The sequence below is a fragment of the Rothia sp. HMSC036D11 genome, assembly GCF_001814205.1.
In the GTDB taxonomy this organism is placed as follows: domain Bacteria; phylum Actinomycetota; class Actinomycetes; order Actinomycetales; family Micrococcaceae; genus Rothia; species Rothia dentocariosa.
The window spans coordinates 121,010-142,987 of record NZ_KV815277.1 but is presented as its reverse complement, the minus strand read 5'-3'; the positions used below and the strand labels follow the sequence as shown (position 1 = coordinate 142,987).

The 21,978-nt window shown below is 52.7% G+C and carries 16 protein-coding genes, 2 pseudogenes and 2 riboswitches; of the genes and pseudogenes, 6 read left to right on the top strand and 12 right to left on the bottom strand.

Annotation, left to right across the window (positions count from 1 at the left end):
- The first annotated feature begins 191 nt into the window (after positions 1–191).
- Entirely contained in the window at positions 192–1,427 is a 1,236-nt protein-coding gene (locus HMPREF2958_RS01595; protein WP_141755773.1) for a multidrug effflux MFS transporter, read from the top strand.
- Between the two features lie 251 nt (positions 1,428–1,678).
- Here the strand turns inward: HMPREF2958_RS01595 and HMPREF2958_RS11235 are convergent.
- The 6 genes and pseudogenes from HMPREF2958_RS11235 to HMPREF2958_RS01570 all read right to left on the bottom strand — a co-directional run bounded on the left by HMPREF2958_RS11235 (position 1,679) and on the right by HMPREF2958_RS01570 (position 7,138).
- Positions 1,679–3,001 (bottom strand): annotated as a pseudogene (locus HMPREF2958_RS11235) (ISL3 family transposase).
- Between the two features lie 159 nt (positions 3,002–3,160).
- Positions 3,161–4,801 carry a mercury(II) reductase gene (merA, locus tag HMPREF2958_RS01585; protein ID WP_001031935.1) on the bottom strand — a complete coding sequence of 547 codons (1,641 nt, stop codon included), beginning with the start codon at positions 4,799–4,801 and terminating at the stop codon, positions 3,161–3,163.
- Between the two features lie 28 nt (positions 4,802–4,829).
- Positions 4,830–4,919, bottom strand: a pseudogene (locus HMPREF2958_RS10620) (Hg(II)-responsive transcriptional regulator); the annotation flags it as partial.
- Between the two features lie 544 nt (positions 4,920–5,463).
- Complete coding sequence (locus HMPREF2958_RS01580) at positions 5,464–5,907, bottom strand: GNAT family N-acetyltransferase (protein ID WP_070695965.1); 444 nt, start codon at positions 5,905–5,907, stop codon at positions 5,464–5,466.
- 119 nt (positions 5,908–6,026) lie between these two features.
- A complete protein-coding gene (locus HMPREF2958_RS01575; RefSeq protein ID WP_013398369.1) occupies positions 6,027–6,557 on the bottom strand; it encodes an alkylhydroperoxidase, AhpD family in 531 nt (176 codons plus the stop codon).
- Positions 6,557–7,138: a peroxiredoxin gene (locus tag HMPREF2958_RS01570; protein ID WP_004006488.1), complete on the bottom strand. Its 582-nt coding sequence runs from the start codon at positions 7,136–7,138 to the stop codon at positions 6,557–6,559. The genes HMPREF2958_RS01575 and HMPREF2958_RS01570 overlap by 1 nt, the downstream gene beginning before the upstream one ends.
- Before the next feature lie 244 nt (positions 7,139–7,382).
- Between HMPREF2958_RS01570 and HMPREF2958_RS01565 the strand changes: the two genes are divergently transcribed.
- Positions 7,383–7,967: a GNAT family N-acetyltransferase gene (locus HMPREF2958_RS01565; protein ID WP_070695963.1), complete on the top strand. Its 585-nt coding sequence runs from the start codon at positions 7,383–7,385 to the stop codon at positions 7,965–7,967.
- A 117-nt stretch (positions 7,968–8,084) separates the two neighbouring features.
- Here HMPREF2958_RS01565 and HMPREF2958_RS01560 read toward each other — a convergent pair whose 3' ends face one another.
- The 3 genes from HMPREF2958_RS01560 to HMPREF2958_RS01550 all read right to left on the bottom strand — a co-directional run bounded on the left by HMPREF2958_RS01560 (position 8,085) and on the right by HMPREF2958_RS01550 (position 10,905).
- Positions 8,085–9,422, bottom strand: coding sequence for a glycosyltransferase 87 family protein (locus HMPREF2958_RS01560; RefSeq protein WP_070695961.1), 1,338 nt, complete (start codon positions 9,420–9,422; stop codon positions 8,085–8,087).
- Between the two features lie 184 nt (positions 9,423–9,606).
- Positions 9,607–9,924, bottom strand: a complete 318-nt coding sequence (locus tag HMPREF2958_RS01555; RefSeq protein WP_070520590.1) for an acylphosphatase — start codon at positions 9,922–9,924, stop codon at positions 9,607–9,609.
- A 288-nt stretch (positions 9,925–10,212) separates the two neighbouring features.
- Entirely contained in the window at positions 10,213–10,905 is a 693-nt protein-coding gene (locus HMPREF2958_RS01550) for an SDR family oxidoreductase (protein WP_070695959.1), read from the bottom strand.
- A gap of 237 nt (positions 10,906–11,142) precedes the next feature.
- Here HMPREF2958_RS01550 and HMPREF2958_RS01545 point away from each other — a divergent pair, with 237 nt between their 5' ends.
- Complete coding sequence (locus HMPREF2958_RS01545; protein ID WP_070695957.1) at positions 11,143–12,885, top strand: MFS transporter; 1,743 nt, start codon at positions 11,143–11,145, stop codon at positions 12,883–12,885.
- Between the two features lie 180 nt (positions 12,886–13,065).
- Here the strand turns inward: HMPREF2958_RS01545 and HMPREF2958_RS01540 are convergent, their stop codons facing one another.
- Both HMPREF2958_RS01540 and HMPREF2958_RS01535 read right to left on the bottom strand, forming a co-directional pair.
- Positions 13,066–15,210, bottom strand: a complete 2,145-nt coding sequence (locus HMPREF2958_RS01540) for an AMP-binding protein (protein WP_070696132.1) — start codon at positions 15,208–15,210, stop codon at positions 13,066–13,068.
- Between the two features lie 5 nt (positions 15,211–15,215).
- Positions 15,216–15,332, bottom strand: a riboswitch (SAM riboswitch).
- 273 nt (positions 15,333–15,605) lie between these two features.
- Positions 15,606–16,709, bottom strand: a complete 1,104-nt coding sequence (locus HMPREF2958_RS01535) for a hypothetical protein (protein ID WP_070695955.1) — start codon at positions 16,707–16,709, stop codon at positions 15,606–15,608.
- Positions 16,710–17,294: 585 nt separating this feature from the next.
- Here HMPREF2958_RS01535 and HMPREF2958_RS01530 point away from each other — a divergent pair.
- Together HMPREF2958_RS01530 and HMPREF2958_RS01525 are read left to right on the top strand one after the other, a co-directional pair.
- Complete coding sequence (locus HMPREF2958_RS01530) at positions 17,295–18,488, top strand: zinc metalloprotease (protein ID WP_070695953.1); 1,194 nt, start codon at positions 17,295–17,297, stop codon at positions 18,486–18,488.
- Between the two features lie 334 nt (positions 18,489–18,822).
- On the top strand, positions 18,823–20,040 hold the full coding sequence (locus HMPREF2958_RS01525) for a zinc-dependent metalloprotease family protein (RefSeq protein ID WP_013398381.1): 1,218 nt from the start codon (positions 18,823–18,825) through the stop codon (positions 20,038–20,040).
- Here the strand turns inward: HMPREF2958_RS01525 and HMPREF2958_RS10845 are convergent.
- Positions 20,037–20,261, bottom strand: a complete 225-nt coding sequence (locus HMPREF2958_RS10845) for a hypothetical protein (RefSeq protein ID WP_168165954.1) — start codon at positions 20,259–20,261, stop codon at positions 20,037–20,039. The genes HMPREF2958_RS01525 and HMPREF2958_RS10845 overlap by 4 nt on opposite strands.
- A 57-nt stretch (positions 20,262–20,318) precedes the next feature.
- Positions 20,319–20,428, top strand: a riboswitch (SAM riboswitch).
- A gap of 104 nt (positions 20,429–20,532) precedes the next feature.
- On the opposite strand from HMPREF2958_RS10845, the gene HMPREF2958_RS01520 reads away from it, so the two are divergent.
- The gene (locus tag HMPREF2958_RS01520; protein ID WP_004006498.1) at positions 20,533–21,960 is read left to right on the top strand and encodes an LLM class flavin-dependent oxidoreductase; all 1,428 of its coding nucleotides are present in this window, start codon (positions 20,533–20,535) and stop codon (positions 21,958–21,960) included.
- Positions 21,961–21,978: the final 18 nt, after the last annotated feature.

Below are 21,978 nucleotides of genomic sequence, written 5' to 3'. Positions count from 1 at the left end.
GTGGGCGAGCCTTCAGCGCTCGGTGCCCACAGTTTTCACCTACGCGAATAAACCCCCAAAGTGCCCTTAGATCCTCGGGAAGAGGGGAGTAGAATCAAAGAGGTGCCTCTCACAGGTTTTTTCTCAACGTTCAGAGGAACCTCTGACAGCAAGCAAACATCACACAGACACAATCAAGAATTCAGGTTTTCGTGACAACGCATTCACAGGGTGCGGTGGAGAATCCGCGCCGCATGCTTTTTCTCTACACAACACTCAGTGCGCTCATGGCCTGCTCGGCTATCTCGACCGACCTTTACCTGCCGGGCCTGCCGAGCATCGAATCGCAGATGGGCGGCAATATTGAGCTGACGATTACGGGATTCCTTATCGGGTTCGCGATCGCGCAGTTGATTTGGGGGCCTGTCAGCGACCGCATCGGGCGCAAAATTCCGCTGATGCTGGGCATGGCAATCTTTGCCGTCGGTTCTGCCGGATGCGCGCTCGCCTCAACCACAACCGAACTGGTTCTGTGGCGCTTGGTGCAGGCGGTCGGTGCGTGCGTGGGTCCTATGCTTGCGCGCGCTATCGTGCGTGATATGTATCAGGGCGTGCGTGCGGCACAGGTACTTTCTACTCTTGTGCTTATTATGGCGATTGCGCCGATTGCCGGGCCGCTTCTTGGCGGGTTCCTGGTGGTCTCGGGCGGGTGGAGGCTGACTTTCTGGGCTATTGTGACCATCAGTGCCATTATTCTGCTTTTGGTCTTTTTCCTGCCCGAGAGTCTGCCTGAGAATAAGCGTGAAAGCAGCTCGGTACTTGCGGCGTTTAGAAGTTATCCGCTTTTGCTGCGCCGCCGCACTTTTATGCGGTACGTGCTGTGCGTGTGTTTCTTTTACGTGGCGATTTACGCTTTTATCACGGCATCGTCGAGCGTGTATATCACGAGGTTCGGGGTTGATCCGCGCTATTACGGTCTGCTTTTCGGCGTGAATATTATCGGGGTGATGGTGCTCAGCAGTTTCAATCGACGATTTGTGCAGCGCTATAGTCTGGATTTTCTGCTGCGTATTTCGACTGCGGTTGCCGGGGTGGCTTCTATACTCGCCGTGATAACTGTTGCTGCGGATGCGGGTGGCTTGTGGGGCGTGGCGATTCCGGTATTCCTGGTGTTCAGCATGAACGGCATCGTTGCTGCCTGTACGAACGCCGCCGCCCTAAATTCTGTGGAACCTGCCATCGCCGGTTCCGCTGCGGCACTCTTAGGGTCGTTCCAATATGGAAGCGGTATTATTTCCTCGCTCCTGCTCGCGGTGATTCCGGGGGAGAGGACGATTCTGATGGTTTCTATTATCTGTGCGTTCGTTCTTCTCTCGGCGGTGATGGGCTTCCCGAAAGCACCCGCAGAAAAGCCTAAGGAACGGCTTCAGAGGCAGGAAGCGGCTTAGAATTTATTGTCCTACTCGCATCTGCATCTGAACTTGCGTAGGTAAAACTCTGGGTATAGCCCGGTGCCTCAGGGATTGAGAGTAAGAGGGAGCAGCTGATTCAACTGCCCCCTATTCACTTTAAGTTAAGCTGCCGCTAGCCCCTTAACAAGTAGTTCGCGGGCAACTTCAGAGGTGCTTTGTCCTCGTTGAGATGCTAGGTCTCGGATAGTATTGTTAAGGGGTATTCGGATTTTATGGTGGAAAAGGGCTTATAAATCACCCTTCTCCAAATTCTTAATAAGTGTGGAAAAATCGACACCTAAGTTGTCTGTAATGTCGTGATCATTCACTTCATACCAATTGAAAGTATCGTATAACATAGCTTTATTGAAAGCACTTGAATTAAATCGTGGCTTACGCTTTTTATGGAGCTTCTCATTGAAAAGGATTTTGGCTCGTAAGGCATCAAACGAGTAACCTCTACCCATTCGCTCTACCTGCCTAATAATGCTGTTAATTGACTCCGTATAAGCATTAGTGAGCCTTTTATCAAAGTAGTTGAATATTTCAACATGCCAGTTGTCTACGGCTCTCACGAGGTCTTTATATGCGTCTTTAGAGTTGCTGGACATACAACGGTGTCTCCATTGACTATAACGAAGATGACCTTCATCTGGATCAGGAGTATCCCATATCCAGTAAAACTCTTCTTTGAGTTCATAGGCTTCTTTTAAAGCAGGAAGATTACCTAACCAAGTATCTAAGAGGAATGATTCACGTTCATTTAGATCGTGTTTACGCTTTAGAAGGATAAACCTTTCACGCATAAGGGTACGTCTTTCTTTTTGGCTCATATGGGCTTTCAAAGACTTTCTGACGTTATCTAAGGCTTGATTAGCCATTCTAACTACATGAAACTTATCTACGACAACTTTAGCGTGTGGAAGGATAGTGTTCACTGCGTCTTTGTAGGGCTTCCACATATCCATTGTGACTTACTCAATGTAAGTCCTGTCACTGATTTCTGAAAGACGTTGGATGACTGTTTCCTTGTTACGGTTAGGCTTGATGTCATAAATAGTCCTGCGTTCAATATTAGTCAATACAAGCCGAGGTCTACGGATAATATGTATCTCGTCTATCCCAAGCCACTTAGGAGTTTCAAACTGGTATTCACGTTCTTTGAGTGCCACATAGTCCTTAAAAACGTTCCTAATGGTTTTCTCGTCAACACCAACGCTTTCTGCGACTTCTACAAAGGTCTTAGACATGGATTGCTCTTGAATGGACTTTAAAAGCCTTTTGGTCATACTACGCTTTTCATCTACAGATATTAGGCGTTCCCAGAAGGTAGATCCGCATTCACGACACTTGTATCGTCTACGGTTCAATTGTAAGCCCACTCGCTTTAAACGAATGGGCAAATCCATAATTAGTTGATTTCTTGAACTGTGTTTGTACAACTTGTCAAAACCACATTCAGGACAACGTTCAGGTGGTCCGACTGCTTCAACTTTAAACATCATATCGGTTTCATTTTCTTGTGGCGGTTCTATTGTTTTAATGTCTGGTAGGGATAATAAGTCTGACATATTATTCATCCTTTATTACTCTGCGGTGTTAAGGTATCAATTATAGATTTGATGTCGAAATCATCAGTGTTAAATTATTTTTGTGACCACAAATTCACTTAGAAAATCCCTTAAAGCATTAGCTGGTTCACTTGAATAGGGAGTTGTAAAAAAGTTCCCTTAGCCTGCACAACAAGATAATTTCGAAATATCTTTATCGAACGTAAGTGCAACTAATTTTAGCCCTTCAGCCATTGTTAAATATGGTGCTAGGGTTTCTGTTAAATCTTCTATCGTTAAGCCAAATTTAACAGCTAATGATGCTGCATAGATGACATCTCCTGCATTTTCAGATACAATATGAACCCCTAATACTTTTAGTGTTTCTGCATCTGCTACTAGTTTAAATACACCGGTTGTTTCACGGTTTACAATTGCTCTTGGAACAGCATCTAAAGGTAATACAGATGTCTTCACATCATACCCTTTCTCTTTTGCTTGTTCTTCTGTTAAACCAACCGTTGCAACCGTCGGATTCGTAAACGTAACAGCAGGAACTACCGATAAATCTATTTTTTTGTTTAATCCACCAATAGCATTATCAGTAATAATTCCACCTTCATAGGCTGCTACATATACAAATTGTGGTCCTAAAGTCACATCTCCTGCTGCATAAATCTTTTCATTACTTGTTTGACCAAAATCATTGATCAGGATTTCATTATTTTTTCCAGTTTCAACACCTGCTGCACTTAAATTTAAAGAATCCGTATTTGGTTTTCTTCCAGTGGCAACAAGTAACTGATCTGATTCAATGACTTCTCTACTGCCATTTACTGTTACGTAAACCCTTTTTATCTCTCCACTTTGTTCAACACGCTCAAAAGTTGCCCCTTTGACAAGGTTTATACCCTGTTCAATTAACGCTTTTTCAACTGACTCTGAAATCTCAGGATCATACTCCTTTAAAAGTCGCTCACTTCTTTGCATAAGCGTTATTTCTGAACCTAAATGATGAAATAGTTGTCCAAGCTCCATTCCAATGTATCCTGAACCAATTACAGTTAATCGTTTTGGTATTTTCTTTAACTCAAGAAGTGTTGTACTAGTTAAATAGTCCATTTTTTCAAGTCCTGAAATTTGGGGCAACGAAGGCGATGCACCTGTTGCAATTAAAAAGCGTTTTGCAGATAACTTTGCCCCATTGACCTCAACCGTACTAGCATCAACGAATTTTGCTTCACCTTTAATTAAATCAAAATTATATTCATCAATTAAATCCATATATTTTTGATTCCGAAGTTCGCTCACCAATTTATCCTTTTGCGTGATTAAACTAGCTAAATCCACTTCTCCAGCGGATGTTTGTAAACCTATAAACGGATTGTCTTTTGATAAATGATTGATTTCCCCTGCCCTAAGAAGAGTTTTTGACGGAACACAGCCAATATTCACACAGGTTCCCCCAACCGTTCCACGCTCAATCATTCCAACTTTTGCACCGTATTCTATAGCTTTAATTGCCGAAGAAAAGGCAGCAGCACCAGAACCAATAATAAGAAGGTCATAATTGTCTTCATTAATTAACGCCACGTTTTCTAGTGATGATACTTCTTCAATTTCTCCGGCTTGGTAATTTGCTTCATCAATCGCCTTTATTGCACTTTCAACCTCAATATCATCGGGCAGTTCAAATACTGCTTCACCACGACGATAACTAGACTCAATATTTTTAGCACCTATCTTTTCAAGTGCTGATTCTACGTGTTTTTCACAACCCGTACAAGTCATTCCTGAAATGTTTACCTTAAATTTATTCATAAAAAAGCTCCTTTCGTTAATTAATCTCTCATGTTAATGTTTCTATTATTGGACACGAATGTAATTGCTTTTCATCTGGACATCGTTGTTTTAAGTCGTCTAACATAGTTTCATATCTGCAAACTCACTAATGCGATAAATCATCTTATTTCACCCCCTGAATATTATAAACCATGTACCATAGTACACGGTCAAGTAAATTGGACTATTTTATTTTTTTCCCAAAGTATCACTCGTATGTGATTGATACTTTTATATAATACTATTGATTATCCTAACATCCCACCAGAAAATCCGATTTAAACACCAGTTGTTTTTAAACTATTAAGAAAGTAATTCCACTATATATTCCGAAGACCCTTGTTAAGTTCTTCAGGCAGTCGCATATGCAGTACTGGTGAGTGTTGAGATGCTTGTTCTTTCTGCTCTGAGAGCTTGCGGCGGCCGCGAGTCATCTTAACGAGCTCTGTATAATCATCAGTTCCTGTTGCCGCTTTGAGCATTGCCAAAGCAGACTGCCGAGCTTCTTCCCCGGTGAGTAGAGTATTAGGAACGGGGGTAAATTCTCCCCTTTTGGCTGCCTCCGCATTTCTTCAAAATATTTGTCATTGTATGCAGTCATAGGTCTTAGCCCCTTCCAGTTCTGTGGTGTGTGCTAGTTTCTAGAATACATACTTCGCGAGGGTCACGCATCCGTTATCCTGCACCGGGGTGAAGCCGAAGCGCCGATAGAGCTCGATGACGGGTGTGTCCACAATATCTGTAGTGATGAACCTCTGGCGAATGCTCTCCCGGTCAAAATCGGCGAGGATTCTTCCCAGCAGAGCCGATCCGATACCGTGGCGCTGAGCCTGCGGGTGCACCAGTAGATCCTGGATATACGCAATGGTTTGTCCATCACCCACCGCACGCACCAGACCGATAAGCCGCTCGGTCCCTTCCGCCGTGTTCTCACGCGCCACATAGAGGTACCGCGATCCGGTTAGCATGGGAACCAGCCGCTCGGGCGTGCGAGTGTAGGCGCTCCAGCCCACCGCATCATACAGTTCAACGAGTTCTTCGGTGCTTGGTAGGGAATTCTTGGCGTTCAAAATACTGTACTGCATACCCGTATTATCCTATGCCCCATACGAAGAAGAGCCTGATAGTGAAAAGCGGAATTTCTAACGCTTATTCACTATCAGGCTCTTCTTGCGCGAGATTACGCGGGGGCGAGGCTGTGTGCTTAGCCCAGTGCTTCAGCCAGCTGAATACCCTGTGCCACGCCGCCCATGGTTGCCGCAATGCGGATCAGGTCGTTAACCTGCTCCTTGGAGGCGCCCTCCTCGCGGATGGTGTGCTCGTGGGCAGCCACGCAGTGCGAACAACCGTTCACGGCAGAAACTGCGAGCGCCAGCATCTCAAAGTCGAGCTTGTCGATACCACCGTTTTTGCCGATGATCTGCATGCGCAGGTTTGCACGCTGATCGTCGTAGGCGCCGTCGAGGAAGCCGCGGGTGCGGTAGAAGATGTTGTTCATCCCCATGATGGTTGCCGCGCCGAGTGCCGCATCGAAGGCGGTTTCGCTCAGGTGCTCTTTCGCCTCTGCTGCGATCTCAACGATAACGGAATCAACCTTGGTTGCCGCCGCAGTGGCCAGGATTGCGCCCCAGAGCTGCTGTTCGGTGAGCGAGGTGATGCGCGGCAGCGAAGACAGATTCAGGTTCATGTCCTTCGCGTAGGAAGGCAGCGCGTTACGCAGGTTCTCAATGCTCATTACTTCATCTCCTTGAAGGCGTCGATGGTTTCTGCACCCTTCTTCCAGTTGCAGGCGCACAGTTCGTCGGACTGGAGCGCATCCAGCTGGCGGAGCACTTCGTCGGTGTTGCGGCCGACGGAATCTGCGGTAATAGATACCGACTGGATGGTGTTATGCGGGTCGATGATGAAGGTTGCGCGGTCTGCCACGCCGTCCTTGTTGAGGACGCCCAGGGCGCTGGTGAGTTCGCGCTTGAGGTCGGATGCCATGACGATGGGCAGATCTACGAGCTCTTCATGGGAGCGGCGCCATGCGTAGTGGGTGTATTCGTTATCCACGGAGACGCCGATAACCTGGCAGTCGCGTGCCTCGAATTCGTCAGCGAGCTTGCCGAATGCGGCGATTTCGGTGGGGCAGACGAAGGTGAAGTCCTTGGGCCAGAAGAATACGACGCGCCAGGTGTCTTCGTCCAGACCCTCGGAGGAAACGGTGGTGAAGTAATCTTCGGGCTTGTTTGCCTCAATCTCGGCGAGCTTGCCGGGAACAACGCCGGTCAGCTCGTAGGCGGGGAACTGGTCGCCAATAGTTAGCACAGCCATAGTGTTCTTCTTTCCTGATCTAGGTGGGTACCTCAAGGCTGGTTCGTGTGTGACTTCGGTGGCCTTGAGGCATTCTTCTGTTCTCCTCACAAGAGGAATCCTATCCATTTTAATATGAGTAATTCATAATAATCAACCGTCCGTCGGTATGTTACAAGTGTTTTGAGACACACAATATGGCGATTGGGGAATTGCAGGCACAGCACGCCTCACAAAACAGCGCAGAAACTGGTAATGTCATGTCATGAGAATTCCGGAACTCATCACCGAAAAATTTACCCTCAGGACCTTGCGTGAAGCTGACCTTGACGAACTGGTTCATATCTGCACAGACCCCGAAACCGTGCGATGGACCACCATCCCCCTGAACTACACGCGCGACGATGCGCGAACCTTCCTCGACTTTACCCAGCGCGCCGCAGCTGCCGGGCGTGAACTCACCTGGGCCATTGATTACAGCGGGGTGCTCGCGGGGGCTATCTCCCTGCGCCTGCCCGGAGGCTCCGCAAACGCGCCCGGAACACACGCAGACTTAGGGTTTTACACGGCTCCCCAGATGCGCGGGCGCGGCATCATGACGGATGCGGTACGCACAGTCCTCGGCTTTGGCTTTGACCCGCTCGGGTTTGCCCTAGACACCATCGGATGGACGGCGTTGGCGGGGAACACGGCATCCGAACGGGTGGCGGTGAAGGCCGGATTCACGAATATTATCAATGGGATTAGCACCAGCGCGGCCCGTCCCGACAAGTACGGCAACCGGGTGGCTGTCGCCGTGCGGCAGGCGATGATGACACGCGCCCAATTCGCCGAGATCTGGCGTGATTAAGGCGTTTGCGTGTGCGTCCTGGCTTCTCGCTTTTCCGCCGCTATCACTGCGTAAAAAGGCTCTTGATGTAAATAAAGCGTTGGAAATCCCGCTTTATTCGCATTAAGAGCCTTCTGATTACTGCATATTTTCGGCAGGGCGGCGTAGGAGCACCGCCCACAGCACAACCAACACCACGAGCGCCAATGCCGGAATTGAGGTCACAAACATAACCGGCTGCTCATCCGCCGCCCGCAGAAGCAGGGTATGCGCATCCACCCCCGGATACCTGCCGGTAAACGGGTAAAAATCGACACGCCGCCAGAAGCGCACCACGAGCTTTCCCCAGTCTAGAAGCGTATTAATCAGCATGAGGGAACTCAGCGCATAGCAGGTATAACACAGGATGTGCCCCGCACGAGAACGCCACCGTGCCGCCAGCGGCAAGAAATCGACCGCCGCGCACACCATAAAAATCGGTAGAATCACGGCATGATGGAACCAGCTGATCGGCGAGATAAACACCGGCACAAGAACCGCCAACGAGATCTGCGATAGATAGAGGTTGTGCTGCTCCATCTTCCGCAGGGCGTACCCCACCACCGCAATGAGCGCGATTGCCGCGATCCCGTACAGAGCCTTCAGCACGGTACCATCCTGAAAGGTCATGCGCCCTAAAATACCCTGAATCGCCACGCTATTGCTCGATATTGGGTTGCCCACGCGTGACGGATCCCAGATGACGCTGCCCCAATAGGTGAGAGACTGCTGCGGAAGCACAGCAAATCCCGCTGCAATGGTTCCCGCAAACGAAACTCCCAGTGCAATAATGGATTTCCACTCTTTACGCACTAGAAAAAGAATTCCTATGGCGAGCGGAGTAAGTTTAATGCCCGCAGCAATACCAATAAAAACGCCGCGCGGAATCCTGGTACCCGGCCGCAAAAGATCGTACAAAATAAGCGCCAGCAGATACGGATTTATTTGACCGTACAAGAAATTATTGCGCCACGGAGCCGAAAGCAAGATAAGCGCGGCACACAAAACAATAAAGGAAAAAGGCGAAAGATATTTCTCAAAAAGCAGCCGAGAATTGCGCTTTACCAGATAATCACGCAGAACCTTGGCGCAATAGAAGGCAATGGGCACGAAAAATGCCAGATGAAGACCGATTGCTACCCGCAGGGGCAAAAACGATGCGGGAATAAAGAGGAGCGATGCAAACGGCGGGTACGTAAACGCAAGCCACAGGCCGCTGTCACCGAAAATATATCTAAAGTTTTCTGCCCGCACAGTTTCACGAAGAATATCGAGATCATAGAGGCTGCTGGGGTAATCAAGAAACCAGTTAACGCTTTTACCCCCGGCATAATAGACCAGATAATCATATGCCAAAAATTCGCGCAGGTTATAAACAATAACTCCAGCTAAGAAAAGAATGCAGGCACCGGTTATGCCCCAGCGATAGCGTGTCATCAAAGACCTTCATGAAATACGTGAATGATATGAGTGCGTAAACTATTATTCCACGTTACCGGGTATTTGGGGCATACTGCGGGGTGCATCGGGAGCATAAAAAGACTCTTTATGTGAATAAAGCGTCCAAAACGCCTCTTTATTCACATAAAGAGCCTTTTTAGCAGGGTGGCAGGGGAGTGCGCTACCGGGTACCGAATCCCTTGAACGTGCCTTGCGGTTCGGTGAAAGACGCATCCACAAAGTCCACATGCCCGGCGGTATCACCCGAATTAAGGGTCTCCAGCAGGCGCTCGCAGGATGCGCGGCTTCCCTGCGCGATCACCTTCACCCGACCGTCATCCAGGTTTTCGGCGTATCCGCTCAATCCCAGCGGTTTGGCGGCCCCGGCGCACCACCATCGGAACCCCACACCCTGAACCCTGCCTTGAACGTAGGCGGTGAGCTGCGCCTCGGCGGGCTCTTCCGGGGTTTTGTCGGCGAAGAGATCGAAGAATCCCACGGGAACCTCCTGCAGTTGCTCTAAAAATACCTGGTACTTTAGGATACCGAGCGATGCGGCACCAACGGAATAGCCGCCCCGGAACTCGTCGCGAGATAATACCCGCACACTGCGAGGGCAAATCTGACATGACAAGAGCGCGACCGCGCGCAGGAACGGGGATAAGTACCAAACATCCCGCACCCCGGCGCGCGAACCAACCTTGCGCGAGAGAAAAACACGCCCCGAACCCGTGAAGAGGCTCGGGGCGCATCCGCACTTAGCCGGGACAGGCGCATCCGGCAAACCCTAGCGCAGCTGTGAGCTTGACGGTGCCTGAGCGAGAGCCTGCCGAATCTCGGTATCGCCGCCGGTGAAAGGGATGCCCTTGCCGATCGTGCTGGAATCATCGACTACCTCAGTGAGCACCCGCGCCACGGTGGCACGCGGGGTATGAGAGCTCAAATCGGAGTGGTACACCGGATCGACCCCCACGCTAATACCGCCTTCATCCTCGGTCGTGAGCATGCCGGGGCCTAGAATCGTGTACTCCAATCGGGTGCCGCGAAGATGCTGATCGGCCTCAGCCTTAGCCTCCGCATACGCGAAGAACGGGTTATCTGCGGGCACCCCGTGCTCGGTTCCGGCCCCCAAATACGAGACCATAATGTACCGTCGAATGCCCGCCTGCTGTGCCGCCTCCATAGAGCGAATCGCGGCGTCACGGTCAATCGCATAGGTGCGTTCGGGACCACCTACACCGCCCGCACCTGCGGACCACACCAGCACTTCTGTATGTAAATCCTTGAAGAGCTTCGCCATCTCCTCGGTGCTCAGGGTGGTAATATCGGCAACCACCGGGTTAGCGCCGGTCGCCATAATATCTGCCGACTGATCTTCACTACGAATAATAGCGTTCACCGTATGTCCGCGTTCACGAAGCATCGGTTCTGCCAGAAGAGCAACTTTGCCGTGCCCGCCAATGATCGTAACGTTAGCCATCGTATCCTCCCTGTGTGTTGAAAAATACTTGTATATCCAGGCTAGGCTTGCTGCGCCGCAATGTCTATGGTTTTTCTGTGCTTCCTGAGAACATCAGGAACCCGAGTTCCCTGTGCTGATGCGCTCAGACAGCGCCGCATGATGAGAATTCTCGTGCGGGGCTCAAGACGGCGTTATGATGAAGTGCTAGGTTTTTATTGCCCGGCGGTACCGCCGAGAAGACAAGGCAGGGGATTTATGGCAGAGCCAGCCGCATCAAAGACGCACCGCAGCGCACCATCAATGGAGCAAACCGCCGAGAAACCGTGGGTTGCCATGTGGTCACTCGTGATCGGGTTCTTTATGATCCTGCTCGATACCACTATCGTCACCGTGGCGCTGCCCCATATGCAGCATGAGCTCAACGCCTCGCTCTCCGCCGTGATCTGGGTGACCAGCGCCTACCTGCTCGCCTATGCGGTGCCGCTGCTGATTACCGGTCGCCTGGGCGATAGGTTCGGGCAGAAGCAGATGTACCTGCTCGGTATGGTGGTCTTTACCCTCTCTTCGCTGTGGTGCGGGCTCTCGACCAATGTGGAGATGCTGATCGTTGCGCGCGTGGTGCAGGGGATAGGCGCCTCGATTATGACCCCGCAAACCATGTCGATTATTACGCTCATGTTCCCGCCGCATAAACGCGGGGTGGCAATGAGCGTGTGGGGTGCGGCGGCCGGTATCGCATCGCTCGTGGGCCCTATCGCTGGCGGTCTGCTCGTGGATGGTCCCGGCTGGACGTGGATCTTCTTCATCAATATCCCTATCGGCGTGGTCGGCACCTATCTGGCGGTACGGAATATCCCGCATTTCCCCTCCAAACAGCACAACTTCGACTGGCTGGGCGTGGTTCTCTCCGCTATCGGCCTGTTCCTAATGGTCTTCGGCATTCAGGAGGGTTCTACCTACGACTGGGGCACTATCACCGAGTCACTGTGGGGAACCGGAATCCCGGTGAGCGTATGGGGCATGATTATCGCGGGCATCATCGTGTTCACCCTCTTTATCGTGTGGCAGGCCGTTAACCGTAAAGAGCCGTTGGTACCGCTGGGACTGTTTAAAGACCGCAACTTCTCGGTATCGAATATTGCTATCGCGGCAATGGGCGCGCACACCCTGACAATGGCATTCCCAACTACTATTTACTTCCAGCAGGTGCGCGGTATGAGCCCCACCCAGGCAGCACTCATGACCGCCCCGCTCGCCCTGTTCTCGGGTGCGCTCTCTCCGGTCATTGGTAAGCGTTTAGGCACGTCAAACCCCAAATGGTATGCGGTCTCGGGATTTGCTCTATTGGTAGTCGGGTTTGTCGTTCTGCGCGCTCTGATGACGGCGGATCAATCCCTCGCGCTTCTGCTTATACCCTTTGCGATTTTGGGCATCGGCAACTCTATGATTTGGGGTCCGCTGGCGGTGACCGCGACCCGTAACCTGCCGCCTCGTTTAGCCGGTGCCGGGTCGGGCGTGTATAACGAAACTCGTCAGGTTGCCGGTGTGCTCGGTTCGGCGGGTATTGCCACGCTCATGGGCGGTCTGATCGCCGACCAGATTGCGCAGACCATGCAGCGGATGCGCCCCTCAGGTACCGGCGCAGGCGGAAGCGCCATGAACGCCCCCGCCGTCGGCGGTGAAGGGATGTCTGGCGGTCAGGTTCCCGACTTCCTGCGCGAACCTATCGCCACCGCGATGAACGATTCACTGATGCTGGCGCTGGTTCTGGCAGTTGTGGGCATGGTTGCGTGTCTCTTCTTCGCCAAGCCGGTGGATAAGGGCGCATGGACATCCGGGCAGAATACGACTGAGCCGCATGCGGAAGCTGACTCGACACGGGACGATTCACACTCTTCTGATGTCGATCCTGATGCAAAGGTGACCGCCTCCACCAACGCCCACCCCGCAGACGAGACGCAACCGATTTCTTCGGAAAAGGAAGCGAAGAATCCATAATTCCTTTTGAGGAATATAACGTTTGACTAGTGTATATAGCCAGTGCGGCATATAACCAACAGGTTATATGCCGCACTGTAGTTTAAGGATATTGGGGGGGGGGCTATGTCCGTACAACGTTCGCGCTTGCAGAGAACCTTTCTATCAGAGTCGGCGCGATGCTGCTTCCAGGCACAACCCCTATGCCGCCTGATCCTCTGCGAACGCCTCCGGGTCTACTCGCCCGGTTTTTACGAGCACCTGTGCGATAGCGCCGAGCGCCTCCTCATTCTGAAGCGAAGAAATATCGCCCAGCTTATGCCCCTGGTAGAGTTCACCGAGCAGACGGCGGGTAATCTTCCCCGAACGAGTCTTAGGAATATCGGCGACCGCGACCACATCCTTGGGCTTAGCGATAGGACCAATATGCTCGCGCACATGCTGGGTGAGCACAGTCTTCAGCTCGTCTTCGGTGAGTGCCCGGCCTTCGTCGGTGAGCGTCACATAGGCGACTGCCTGGTGACCGGTTAGCTCGTCCTCTACGGGGCACACGCCAGCCTCCACCACGGCCGGGTGCGTCACGAGCGCAGACTCAATTTCGATGGTCGAGAGGCGGTGCCCGGAAATGTTGATCACATCGTCGATGCGCCCCAGGATGTACACATTGCCTTCATCATCGACCTTTGCGCCGTCACCGGCGAGGAACCAGCCGCGCGTACCGTAGTGCTTCCAATAGGAATTCAGGTAGCGTTGCGGGTCGCCCCAGACGGTGCGCGCCATGGAGGGACCGATCTTATCGACCACAATGAAGCCCTGTTTGCCGGGCTCAACGAGGTCACCGTGCTCGTCCACCACGCGCACCGAGACGCCGGGGACTTCGCGGGTGGCGCATCCGGGAAGGGGAGTGCAGTGCGGGGTGCCTTCGGGGAAGGTCCCTTCGGGCGCGAAGGCGGGGTCATGTGGTCGTGGGGAGCAGATGGTCGAGCCGGTCTCGGACTGCCACCATGTATCGATAAACGATGCGGTACCCCCACCCACGTGCTTGCGCAGCCACTTCCACGCCTGAGGGTTAATGGACTCGCCCACAGACCCGAGCAGACGCACAGTTGAGAAGTCGTATTTTCCGGGTTTGGGGCCGTCAGGAAAAGCTCCCATGAGGGAACGAATCAGGGTGGGCGCGGTGTAATAATTGGTGACGCCGTAGCGTTCGATAACCTCGAAATGACGACCGTAATGCGGAGTATTGGGGGTGCCCTCGAAAATTACCTCGGTCACCCCGTTCACAAGCGGACCATAGATTTCATAGGTGTGCGCGGTCACCCACGCGAGATCGGCGGTACACCAGTGCACGGTCGATTCAACCTTCGCCGGGTCGTTCACGGCAGACAGCTCATCGGGACGCAGCACCCCGTCTTCATCCACATAGTCCGGCAGCAGATCGTACAGCAGCGCGTGGGTGTATGCGGTCTGCACCAAATACCCCGCCATCGTGTGCACCAGGCCCTTGGGCTTACCCGTGGTGCCGGAGGTATAGATGATAAACAGCGGGTCTTCTGCATCATGCAGCTCGTACTCATGGGTATCGGGCTGATCGTCCACCAGGTCGTGGTACCAAATATCGCGCCCGGTCGTCCAGGGAACCTGCGCGTGTGCTACGGGGTCTGCGGCGCTTGTACGATCCACCACGATCACATGCTCGATATTGTTCTCACCCGAGCATGCTTCATCGGCGTTCACCTTCACGGGCACGACCTTGCCGCGGCGGTTCTGCCCGTCGGTGGTGATCAGAACCTTCGCGCCGGTGTCTTCCACACGGAATTTCAGCGCTTCCGCCGAGAAGCCACCGAACACAAGCGAATGAATTGCGCCGATGCGCGCGCACGCAAGCGTGAAAATAATGGTTTCGGGAATAACCGGCAGGTAGATTACCACACGGTCGCCTTTACGCACGCCGAGTTTGAGCAGGCCGTTAGCGGCGCGGGCGATGCGTCGCTGCAGTTCGGCGTAGGTGATAGCTTCACGGTCGCCGGGTTCGCCCTCGAAATAGAGGGCTACTTTGTCGCCGCGGCCAGCCTCCACGTGGCGGTCCACGCAGTTGTAGGCGACGTTGAGTTTGCCGCCCTCGAACCACTTAATCTCGGGTACGGAGTATTCTTCGATGCCCTCAGCGTCGGTTCCGATAACCTGCGGTTTGTGGAAGGTATGTGCGTTGTCCCAGGTCTTGCCCCAGCTTAAGCGCTCGGCTTGTTTCTCCCAGAACGCTACCCGCGCCTCGTCAGATTCGTGCGCGGGGTTGGGGGTGGGTGCTAGAGGATTCGTGAATGAAAAGGGGGAGGGAAGTCCCACAGTATCTCCCATCGGTTGCTGGCGTTAGCACCTTCGGCGTTATGAAGGCGCATGATGCGCCACCGCAGGCGAGGTTGCTGCGACGTCGTCGAGCCAGGTCTCTCGGTCGCTCTAGATGGATTACCAATCTAGTAAACCCTGTAGCTGGCGCAGGTGCAAAGACACCCCGTCATATTGCGCGTGTATGTGCCACGTTCGTAACATTCCGCAACATTGCACCCACGCCCACGCATCCACACCACACCCCATACCCGCGAGCAGGTAGGATTTTCCTACCTGCTCGGGTCAAAAACCACCTGCTCGCGAACAGTACAAGAAAAACACTCCCACCGGGATGCGCCTCGTTAAGAGGATTTACCCGGTGGGAGTGCCGTTTACTCACCCAAAATTACCGATTAGTTCTGTTTTTGTGCGTTAGTTGAGCCTTTCGAGGCCCCGTTAGGGTTTTTCTGCCCGGATAACCAGTCGTTAGGATCGATCTGAATATCGTTACGGACGATGAAGTCGCTCTCTTGATCCTTGTTTTTCTGGTCGCCCGTTGATCCCGTCGAGTTGGACTTTGACTTGTCGCTGGGGGTGCTGGGAGTGCTCGGATCTGGATTCTCAGGTTCGCCAACATGATCGATGGAGGCCACAGCCTGCTGACCGGTCAGGTCAATATCACTCTTGGGGGCACCGTTCTCGGGCTCATAGCGCAGAGTGCCGCTGAGGATCGTCAAGGTGGTGGTCACACCGTAGCGTTCGAGATAGAAATCTTCAAAATGTGTACCGAACTGGCTGGCCAAGATCTGGTTGTAGACCTGAGTCCCGCCGCCGTTATGACTGGAAGCTACAACATCATGGTCAAGCGTAATATCGACGTAGCCTATCAGCTCATTGCCGTTGGCGGTCATCTCGCTGAAGTAACCGTGCATAGCACCACCGTTGAAGGCGACGAGCTGGGGATTATCGCCGTTTTCTGGTGTGGGATTGACGACGAGGGAAACCGCAAAATCGTCAGTATTTTTATTCCAGCCCGGGGGTTCTGCCCCGTCGATCTCGGCCCAGTCGGGGAAAACGAAACGGTGCTCCAAGCGCAGGCGCGCACCGGCGAGTAGGGTAGTGGTACCCGAGTAGTATGTCTGCTTACCGTCTTTAGTGGTTGCCTTGGGCGCTGAGAACCAGAAACCTGCACCGCCCCACTTTGCCTTGCCGATGCTGCCGCCGGGGGTAAACTTACCGCCGCCAGCCGAGTAGAGGCCACTGGAACCTGCCGGAACGCTGGCGTGCTCGTTCTCAACCGGGCCGCTAAATGAATCTAGCCCCAGGAAACTGTTAGTGTCTAGTTCCTGGTGGGTGACGAACGCCTGGGTAAAAATACCGTAGTCAGGGCGCGTGTCATCATACGAAGCCGCATAAGCCGGAACTACAGCGGAAGAAACAATAATTGGGGTTGTCCATGCGGCGCCTGCCAGAACACGACGGCGCGTCAGACCTCCCCGCGTAGATGCGTGGGTCACAATGACTCCTATGAGTGGTTGGGTGAATAAGTGGCGCTCGGATTACACGCCAGTAATAATTTTACGGGATATACCCCAAAAATCCTAAACAATGTAAGATACACATGAAATCTTTACGATAAAACGCTTACTCGCCCCGATCTGAGCATCCTCAAATTACGCGGAAGATATGACGTGAGATAAGCCCTGAACCTTCACCAGAGATTGAGATTAATCTCATAACGGCTGATGATGCACGAGAACAAGGTCTTATTCTCTAGCCTTGTATGCTGCCAGCGTGCGGGAGCGGGTTATGTTGCTGGAAACCTTTACTTATTCCTGTGATGTGGTCCGCTCCCAAAACTTGTTTTATGTCACAGATTTATAAAATTTTACGGTGCTAGGATGCAGGTGAAATCTTAATCTATCGGTTATTCATATACAACCGTTCATATACCACTCTCTTGCTCAAACGGCACCACAATGCCACTAATGCGCATCGTTGCATGTGGGAATCTGCCACACCATAGGTTCCCTACCATGAATACCGCTCACTCATAGAAAGATTTCCTCTCGCTCAACACAACGACACAAGGAATATCTCTCATGAAACTACGTACTATAGCGCGCCTGATGCTGGCATTCGTCAGCCTGGTGTTTCTCGTCCCTCTGAATTCCCTGCCCGCCTCGGCAGACACGTTGCCATTCGCCCCTGGTAACCCGGGTGTCGCCCAGAAGGTGGCTTCACCTGATACTAATGGTGACGGGCTTTCCGACAGCGTGGAAACCAACGGATACGATGCTGATGGTGATGGTAGACCTGAAGTCGATTACAAGAAAATGGGCGCAAATCCCTACCACAAAGACGTATTCGTTGAGATGGACTACATGCCCGGCGAGCTTGCCAGTGAGGAAGAACTGGACCGCATCGTGCAGTCTTTCGCTGACTTGAATGTTACTAACCCTGACGGCAGGGCAGGCGTTAATCTTCACCTAGATGCAGGTTCTGCCCGGAGTGCCAAGTATAACTTGGGAGGCGGCAACGAGGTTCCGCACCAAATGCTCACCAACAATATGAAGTCTTCTGGGGAATTGGCAAATATCAGGGCTCGTAATTTTGATTCTGCCCGCTACAACAGCGGTTTCGACTACATGATCTGGGGCGATTACTATGTGGATAATAAAACCGGAAATCGAAACTCATCAGGAGTAGGGCTTCTAGGCTCTCCCGGTTTCATGGTGACCGTTGGGAAAACCTATTGGGAAGGAGCCAACAGCGATATTCGCGTGGGCACTTTTATCCACGAGCTGGGGCACAACCTCAACCTGAAGCACGGCGGTACTGACGAATTCAACGGCAAGCCTCAGTACTACAGCGTGATGAATTACAACTATCAGCTCACCGGCATTCCCAAGGCGGACGGAGCCCGATACTTCGGATACCTGCAGCAGGATATGCCGCCCCTCAAGGAGTGGGCACTGAACGAACGCGACGGCCTTGGCCCCCAAGCGAGCGAATACCTGTATACGTACAAAGATAAAAATGGGAAAGACGTTACTCAACCCGCAAATCAACCCATCGATTTCAATCGGAACGGCGTTATTGATAATTCTCCGGTCTCGGTAGATCTCAATGGCGATGGGATACTAAATGAGCTAACTGCTCTCAGTGATCTGAAGAAGCTCAACTTTGATATGACGCCTACTCAGGCTGGAGCTGGCGGTCCTGTGGCTCAGCCTGAAGCGGAAGAAAACCCGGTCACTGCGGATGACGCCCGCAACCTGGGCCTTATTCCCTAAATCATTCGGCGTTCTTCCCAAAACGGGGGCGAAGAGGTGTAGCTGCTGAGGGATGTTATTCCGAGCGTGCGAGGACATACATAACATTCCGAAGCTGGCGAGGCAATGAGTCAGATGAAACACGCTCTCGCTGCACCTCTTCGCTCCCGGGCTTTACCCCGCACAACCGTTCATATACCACTTTCTTGCTCAAACGGCATCGTGATGCCGCCCAAGATGTATTCGCATTCGAGAACCCGCAACACCCGCAGGCTCTCGCCGATGAATACCACTCACTTCACTCTCTATGTAAGATTTCCTCTCGCTCAACACAACGACATAAGGAATATCTCTCATGAAATTACGTACTATAGTGCGCCTGATGCTGGCGTTTGTCAGCCTGGTGCTTGTTGCTCCTCTGAATTCTCTGCCCGTTTCTGCGGTGGAGGCGAAGCCCGCTCAGCCTGCGCACGCGCAGAACCAGAATATAGATCCCGTTCAGAGCCCCAACTCGGGTGATCGCGACGGCGATCATATTCCCGACGAGCTGGAAAGAGACGGGTACGATATCAACAACGATGGCATACCAGAGATCGATTTCCCTAAGATGGGCGCGGATCCCAACCATAAAGACATTTTTGTCGAGATGGATTATATGCCCGGTGAGCTTGCCAGTGAGGAAGAACTGGATCGAATCGTGCAATCTTTCGCGGATATAAATATCAGCAATCCCGACGGCAGAACGGGTATTAATCTGCACTTGGATGCCGGTGCCGCCCGGGGACCTAAGTACAACTTGGGAGGAGGCGAACAGGTCAAGTGGCAAGTGCTCAGCGACGATATAGGTAACAACCCTGGGAACTGGGCCAGGTTTAAAGCTTCTCATTTTAATCAGCGTCGTGATGGACTCTTTCATTATATGGTTTGGGGCGACTACTACGTGCAACAACAAAATGGGGAGAGCGGTTCATCAGGATTGGGACAATTGGGAGGTCGTGATTTCATGGTGACTGTGGGGAAGACACACTGGAATAACAATAAAGGTAATATGAGCGATATTCGCGTGGGTACTTTTATTCACGAGCTGGGACACAACCTCGGCCTGCAGCACGGCGGTGATGCCGATGAGAAAGGCGAAAAAGGTAAACCACAGTACTTCAGCGTGATGAATTATAACTATCAGCTCACTGGCATTCCCAAGGCTGATGGAACCAAATATTTCGGATACCTGCAGCAGGATATGCCGACCCTTAACGAATGGGTCTTGGACGAACGCAAAGGCTTTGGTCCCCAAGCTCGTGGGTACCTGTATCGGCCCAATCCAGAGGCTGTACCGAGGCCAGCGGATGGACCGGTTGATCTCAACGGTAATGGCGAAATCGACCATGGAATCTACGCTCTTGATCTTAACCGTGACGGAATGAAAGGCTGGCTGACGGCACCAAGCGACCTGAAAAAATTGAGCTTTGGAGCTGTGTTTGGACGAGGTGCTGACGAGACTATCCCTGAGCCCAAGGTGGAAATAAACCCCATCACTGCGGATGACGCCCGCGAAATGGACCTCATTTCCTAAAGAGTCCTTCCGGGAGCGATAGTTTGCAGCCGCTGATTAACGCTGTTCTGAACGTGCGAGGCGCCAGATAGTATTCCGAAGCTGACGGGTAACGAGTCGGTCGAAACACGCTCCCGCTGCAAACTATTGCTCCCGAATTTTGCCGTCGCATTCGAAAGAACACTGCTGTCCGCCGGGCGACGTACGCGGCCCTTAATATTACGGGCGACAGTCACAAACATTAATATTCGTCATAATATCGCACCAACCACGACACCCCTTATACACTCAAAATCAAGGATTATGAGTCCCGGTGTAAAGCTCTGGCTAGCCGGGCGGCAACCCTCTCCCGTAGCGGGGTGCTCCAGATGATGATCTGGCTTCAAGGGACACGAAGCAAGTACGGCGCGAATGCGCCACCTGCACAACTTGGACTACCAAGAAGGTCACCACCTATAAAGGAGGCGGCGCGCGGGGTGCAGGAACACCTGAACATTCGCGAAAGGAACGTAGATGGCTGAGCAGAAGAAGCGCATCGCAGTTAACGCATTCGACATGACCTGTGTGGGTCACCAGAGCTTCGACCTCTGGCGCCACCCCCGCTCCCGCGCTACCGAGTACAACACCATCAAATACTGGACCGACCTGGCACAGATCCTTGAGAAGGGCTTCTTTGACGGCGTATTCTTAGCCGATGTTGTGGGCATCTACGATATTTACAAGAACTCCGCCGCGCCCGCTATTGAAGGTGGCGCTCAGGTGCCCGTGAACGATCCGTTCATGCAGATCTCCGCAATGGCCGCCGTGACCGAGCACCTAGGCTTTGGCGTGACCTCAGCCGTCACCTACGAGCAGCCTTACACGCTCGCACGCAAGTACGCTTCTCTCGACCACCTCACTAACGGGCGCGTGGGCTTCAATGTGGTGACCTCATACCTGCCTTCCGCCGCCGAATGTCAGGGCCTCGAAACCCAGATTGAGCACGACACCCGATACGAACTCGCCGAAGAGTTCCTGGATGTCTGCTACAAGCTCTGGGAAGGCTCCTGGGAAGACGGCGCGGTCGTCAAAGACCGCGAGAAGGGTATCTACGCCGACCCCGCCAAGGTGCACCCGATTCAGCACAAGGGTAAGTACTTCAGCGTGCCTGGTGCGGGTCTGACCGAGCCCAGCCCTCAGCGTACCCCCGTGATTTTCCAGGCGGGCGCATCCAGCCGCGGGCAGAAGTTCTCGGGCAAGCATGCCGAGGTTGTGTTTATCGGTGCGTTGCGCCCTGATTTGACCCGCATTATTACCGACCGCATTCGTGACCGCGCCGAAGAGAACGGCCGCGGCCGCGACGAAATCAAGGTTTTCGCGATGCTCTCCATTATTGTGGACGAGACCGAAGAGAAGGCGAAGGCAAAGTACGAAGAGTACCGCAAGTACGTGAACCTGGAATCTTCGCAGGCCATTATTGGCGGTTGGTCCGGCGTGGATCTTTCCCAGTTCGACGAGGACGAGGTACTCAACTATGTGAAGACCGAGTCGATTCAGTCCTTCCTCACCCCCTTCACCCTGCAGGCCAAGGATAAGCAGTGGACGCGTAAGGATATTGCCGAGCACTGCACTATTGGCGGTATGGGCGAGGTTATTGTGGGCGACCCGCAGCAGGTGGCCGACGAGCTTGAACGCTGGATTGATGAAGGTGGCCTGGACGGTATTAACCTGGCATACCACGTTTCGCCCGGCTCCTTCGAGGACTTCATCGAGTTCGTGGTTCCCGAGCTGCAAAAGCGCGGGCGCTACCGCACCTCCTATGAGGGTGAGACCCTGCGCGAAAGCCTGTTCGGCAAGGGACAGACTAAGGTTGCAGACTCACACCCGGCCGCGAAGTACCGTGGCGCCTACGTGGGTAAGCCCTCCACGGCAGACACCCCGGCACGTGCTATCGCGAACTAACCAACTCTGCTTCAGAGT

Coding starts and splice junctions, on each gene's coding strand:
- merA (WP_001031935.1), bottom strand. CDS start 4,801: ATGAATAAATTTAAGGTAAACATTTCAGGAATGACTTGTACGGGTTGT.
- HMPREF2958_RS01580 (WP_070695965.1), bottom strand. CDS start 5,907: ATGCAGTACAGTATTTTGAACGCCAAGAATTCCCTACCAAGCACCGAA.
- HMPREF2958_RS01575 (WP_013398369.1), bottom strand. CDS start 6,557: ATGAGCATTGAGAACCTGCGTAACGCGCTGCCTTCCTACGCGAAGGAC.
- HMPREF2958_RS01570 (WP_004006488.1), bottom strand. CDS start 7,138: ATGGCTGTGCTAACTATTGGCGACCAGTTCCCCGCCTACGAGCTGACC.
- HMPREF2958_RS01565 (WP_070695963.1), top strand. CDS start 7,383: ATGAGAATTCCGGAACTCATCACCGAAAAATTTACCCTCAGGACCTTG.
- HMPREF2958_RS01560 (WP_070695961.1), bottom strand. CDS start 9,422: ATGACACGCTATCGCTGGGGCATAACCGGTGCCTGCATTCTTTTCTTA.
- HMPREF2958_RS01550 (WP_070695959.1), bottom strand. CDS start 10,905: ATGGCTAACGTTACGATCATTGGCGGGCACGGCAAAGTTGCTCTTCTG.
- HMPREF2958_RS01545 (WP_070695957.1), top strand. CDS start 11,143: ATGGCAGAGCCAGCCGCATCAAAGACGCACCGCAGCGCACCATCAATG.
- HMPREF2958_RS01530 (WP_070695953.1), top strand. CDS start 17,295: ATGAAACTACGTACTATAGCGCGCCTGATGCTGGCATTCGTCAGCCTG.
- HMPREF2958_RS01525 (WP_013398381.1), top strand. CDS start 18,823: ATGAAATTACGTACTATAGTGCGCCTGATGCTGGCGTTTGTCAGCCTG.
- HMPREF2958_RS10845 (WP_168165954.1), bottom strand. CDS start 20,261: ATGTTTGTGACTGTCGCCCGTAATATTAAGGGCCGCGTACGTCGCCCG.
- HMPREF2958_RS01520 (WP_004006498.1), top strand. CDS start 20,533: ATGGCTGAGCAGAAGAAGCGCATCGCAGTTAACGCATTCGACATGACC.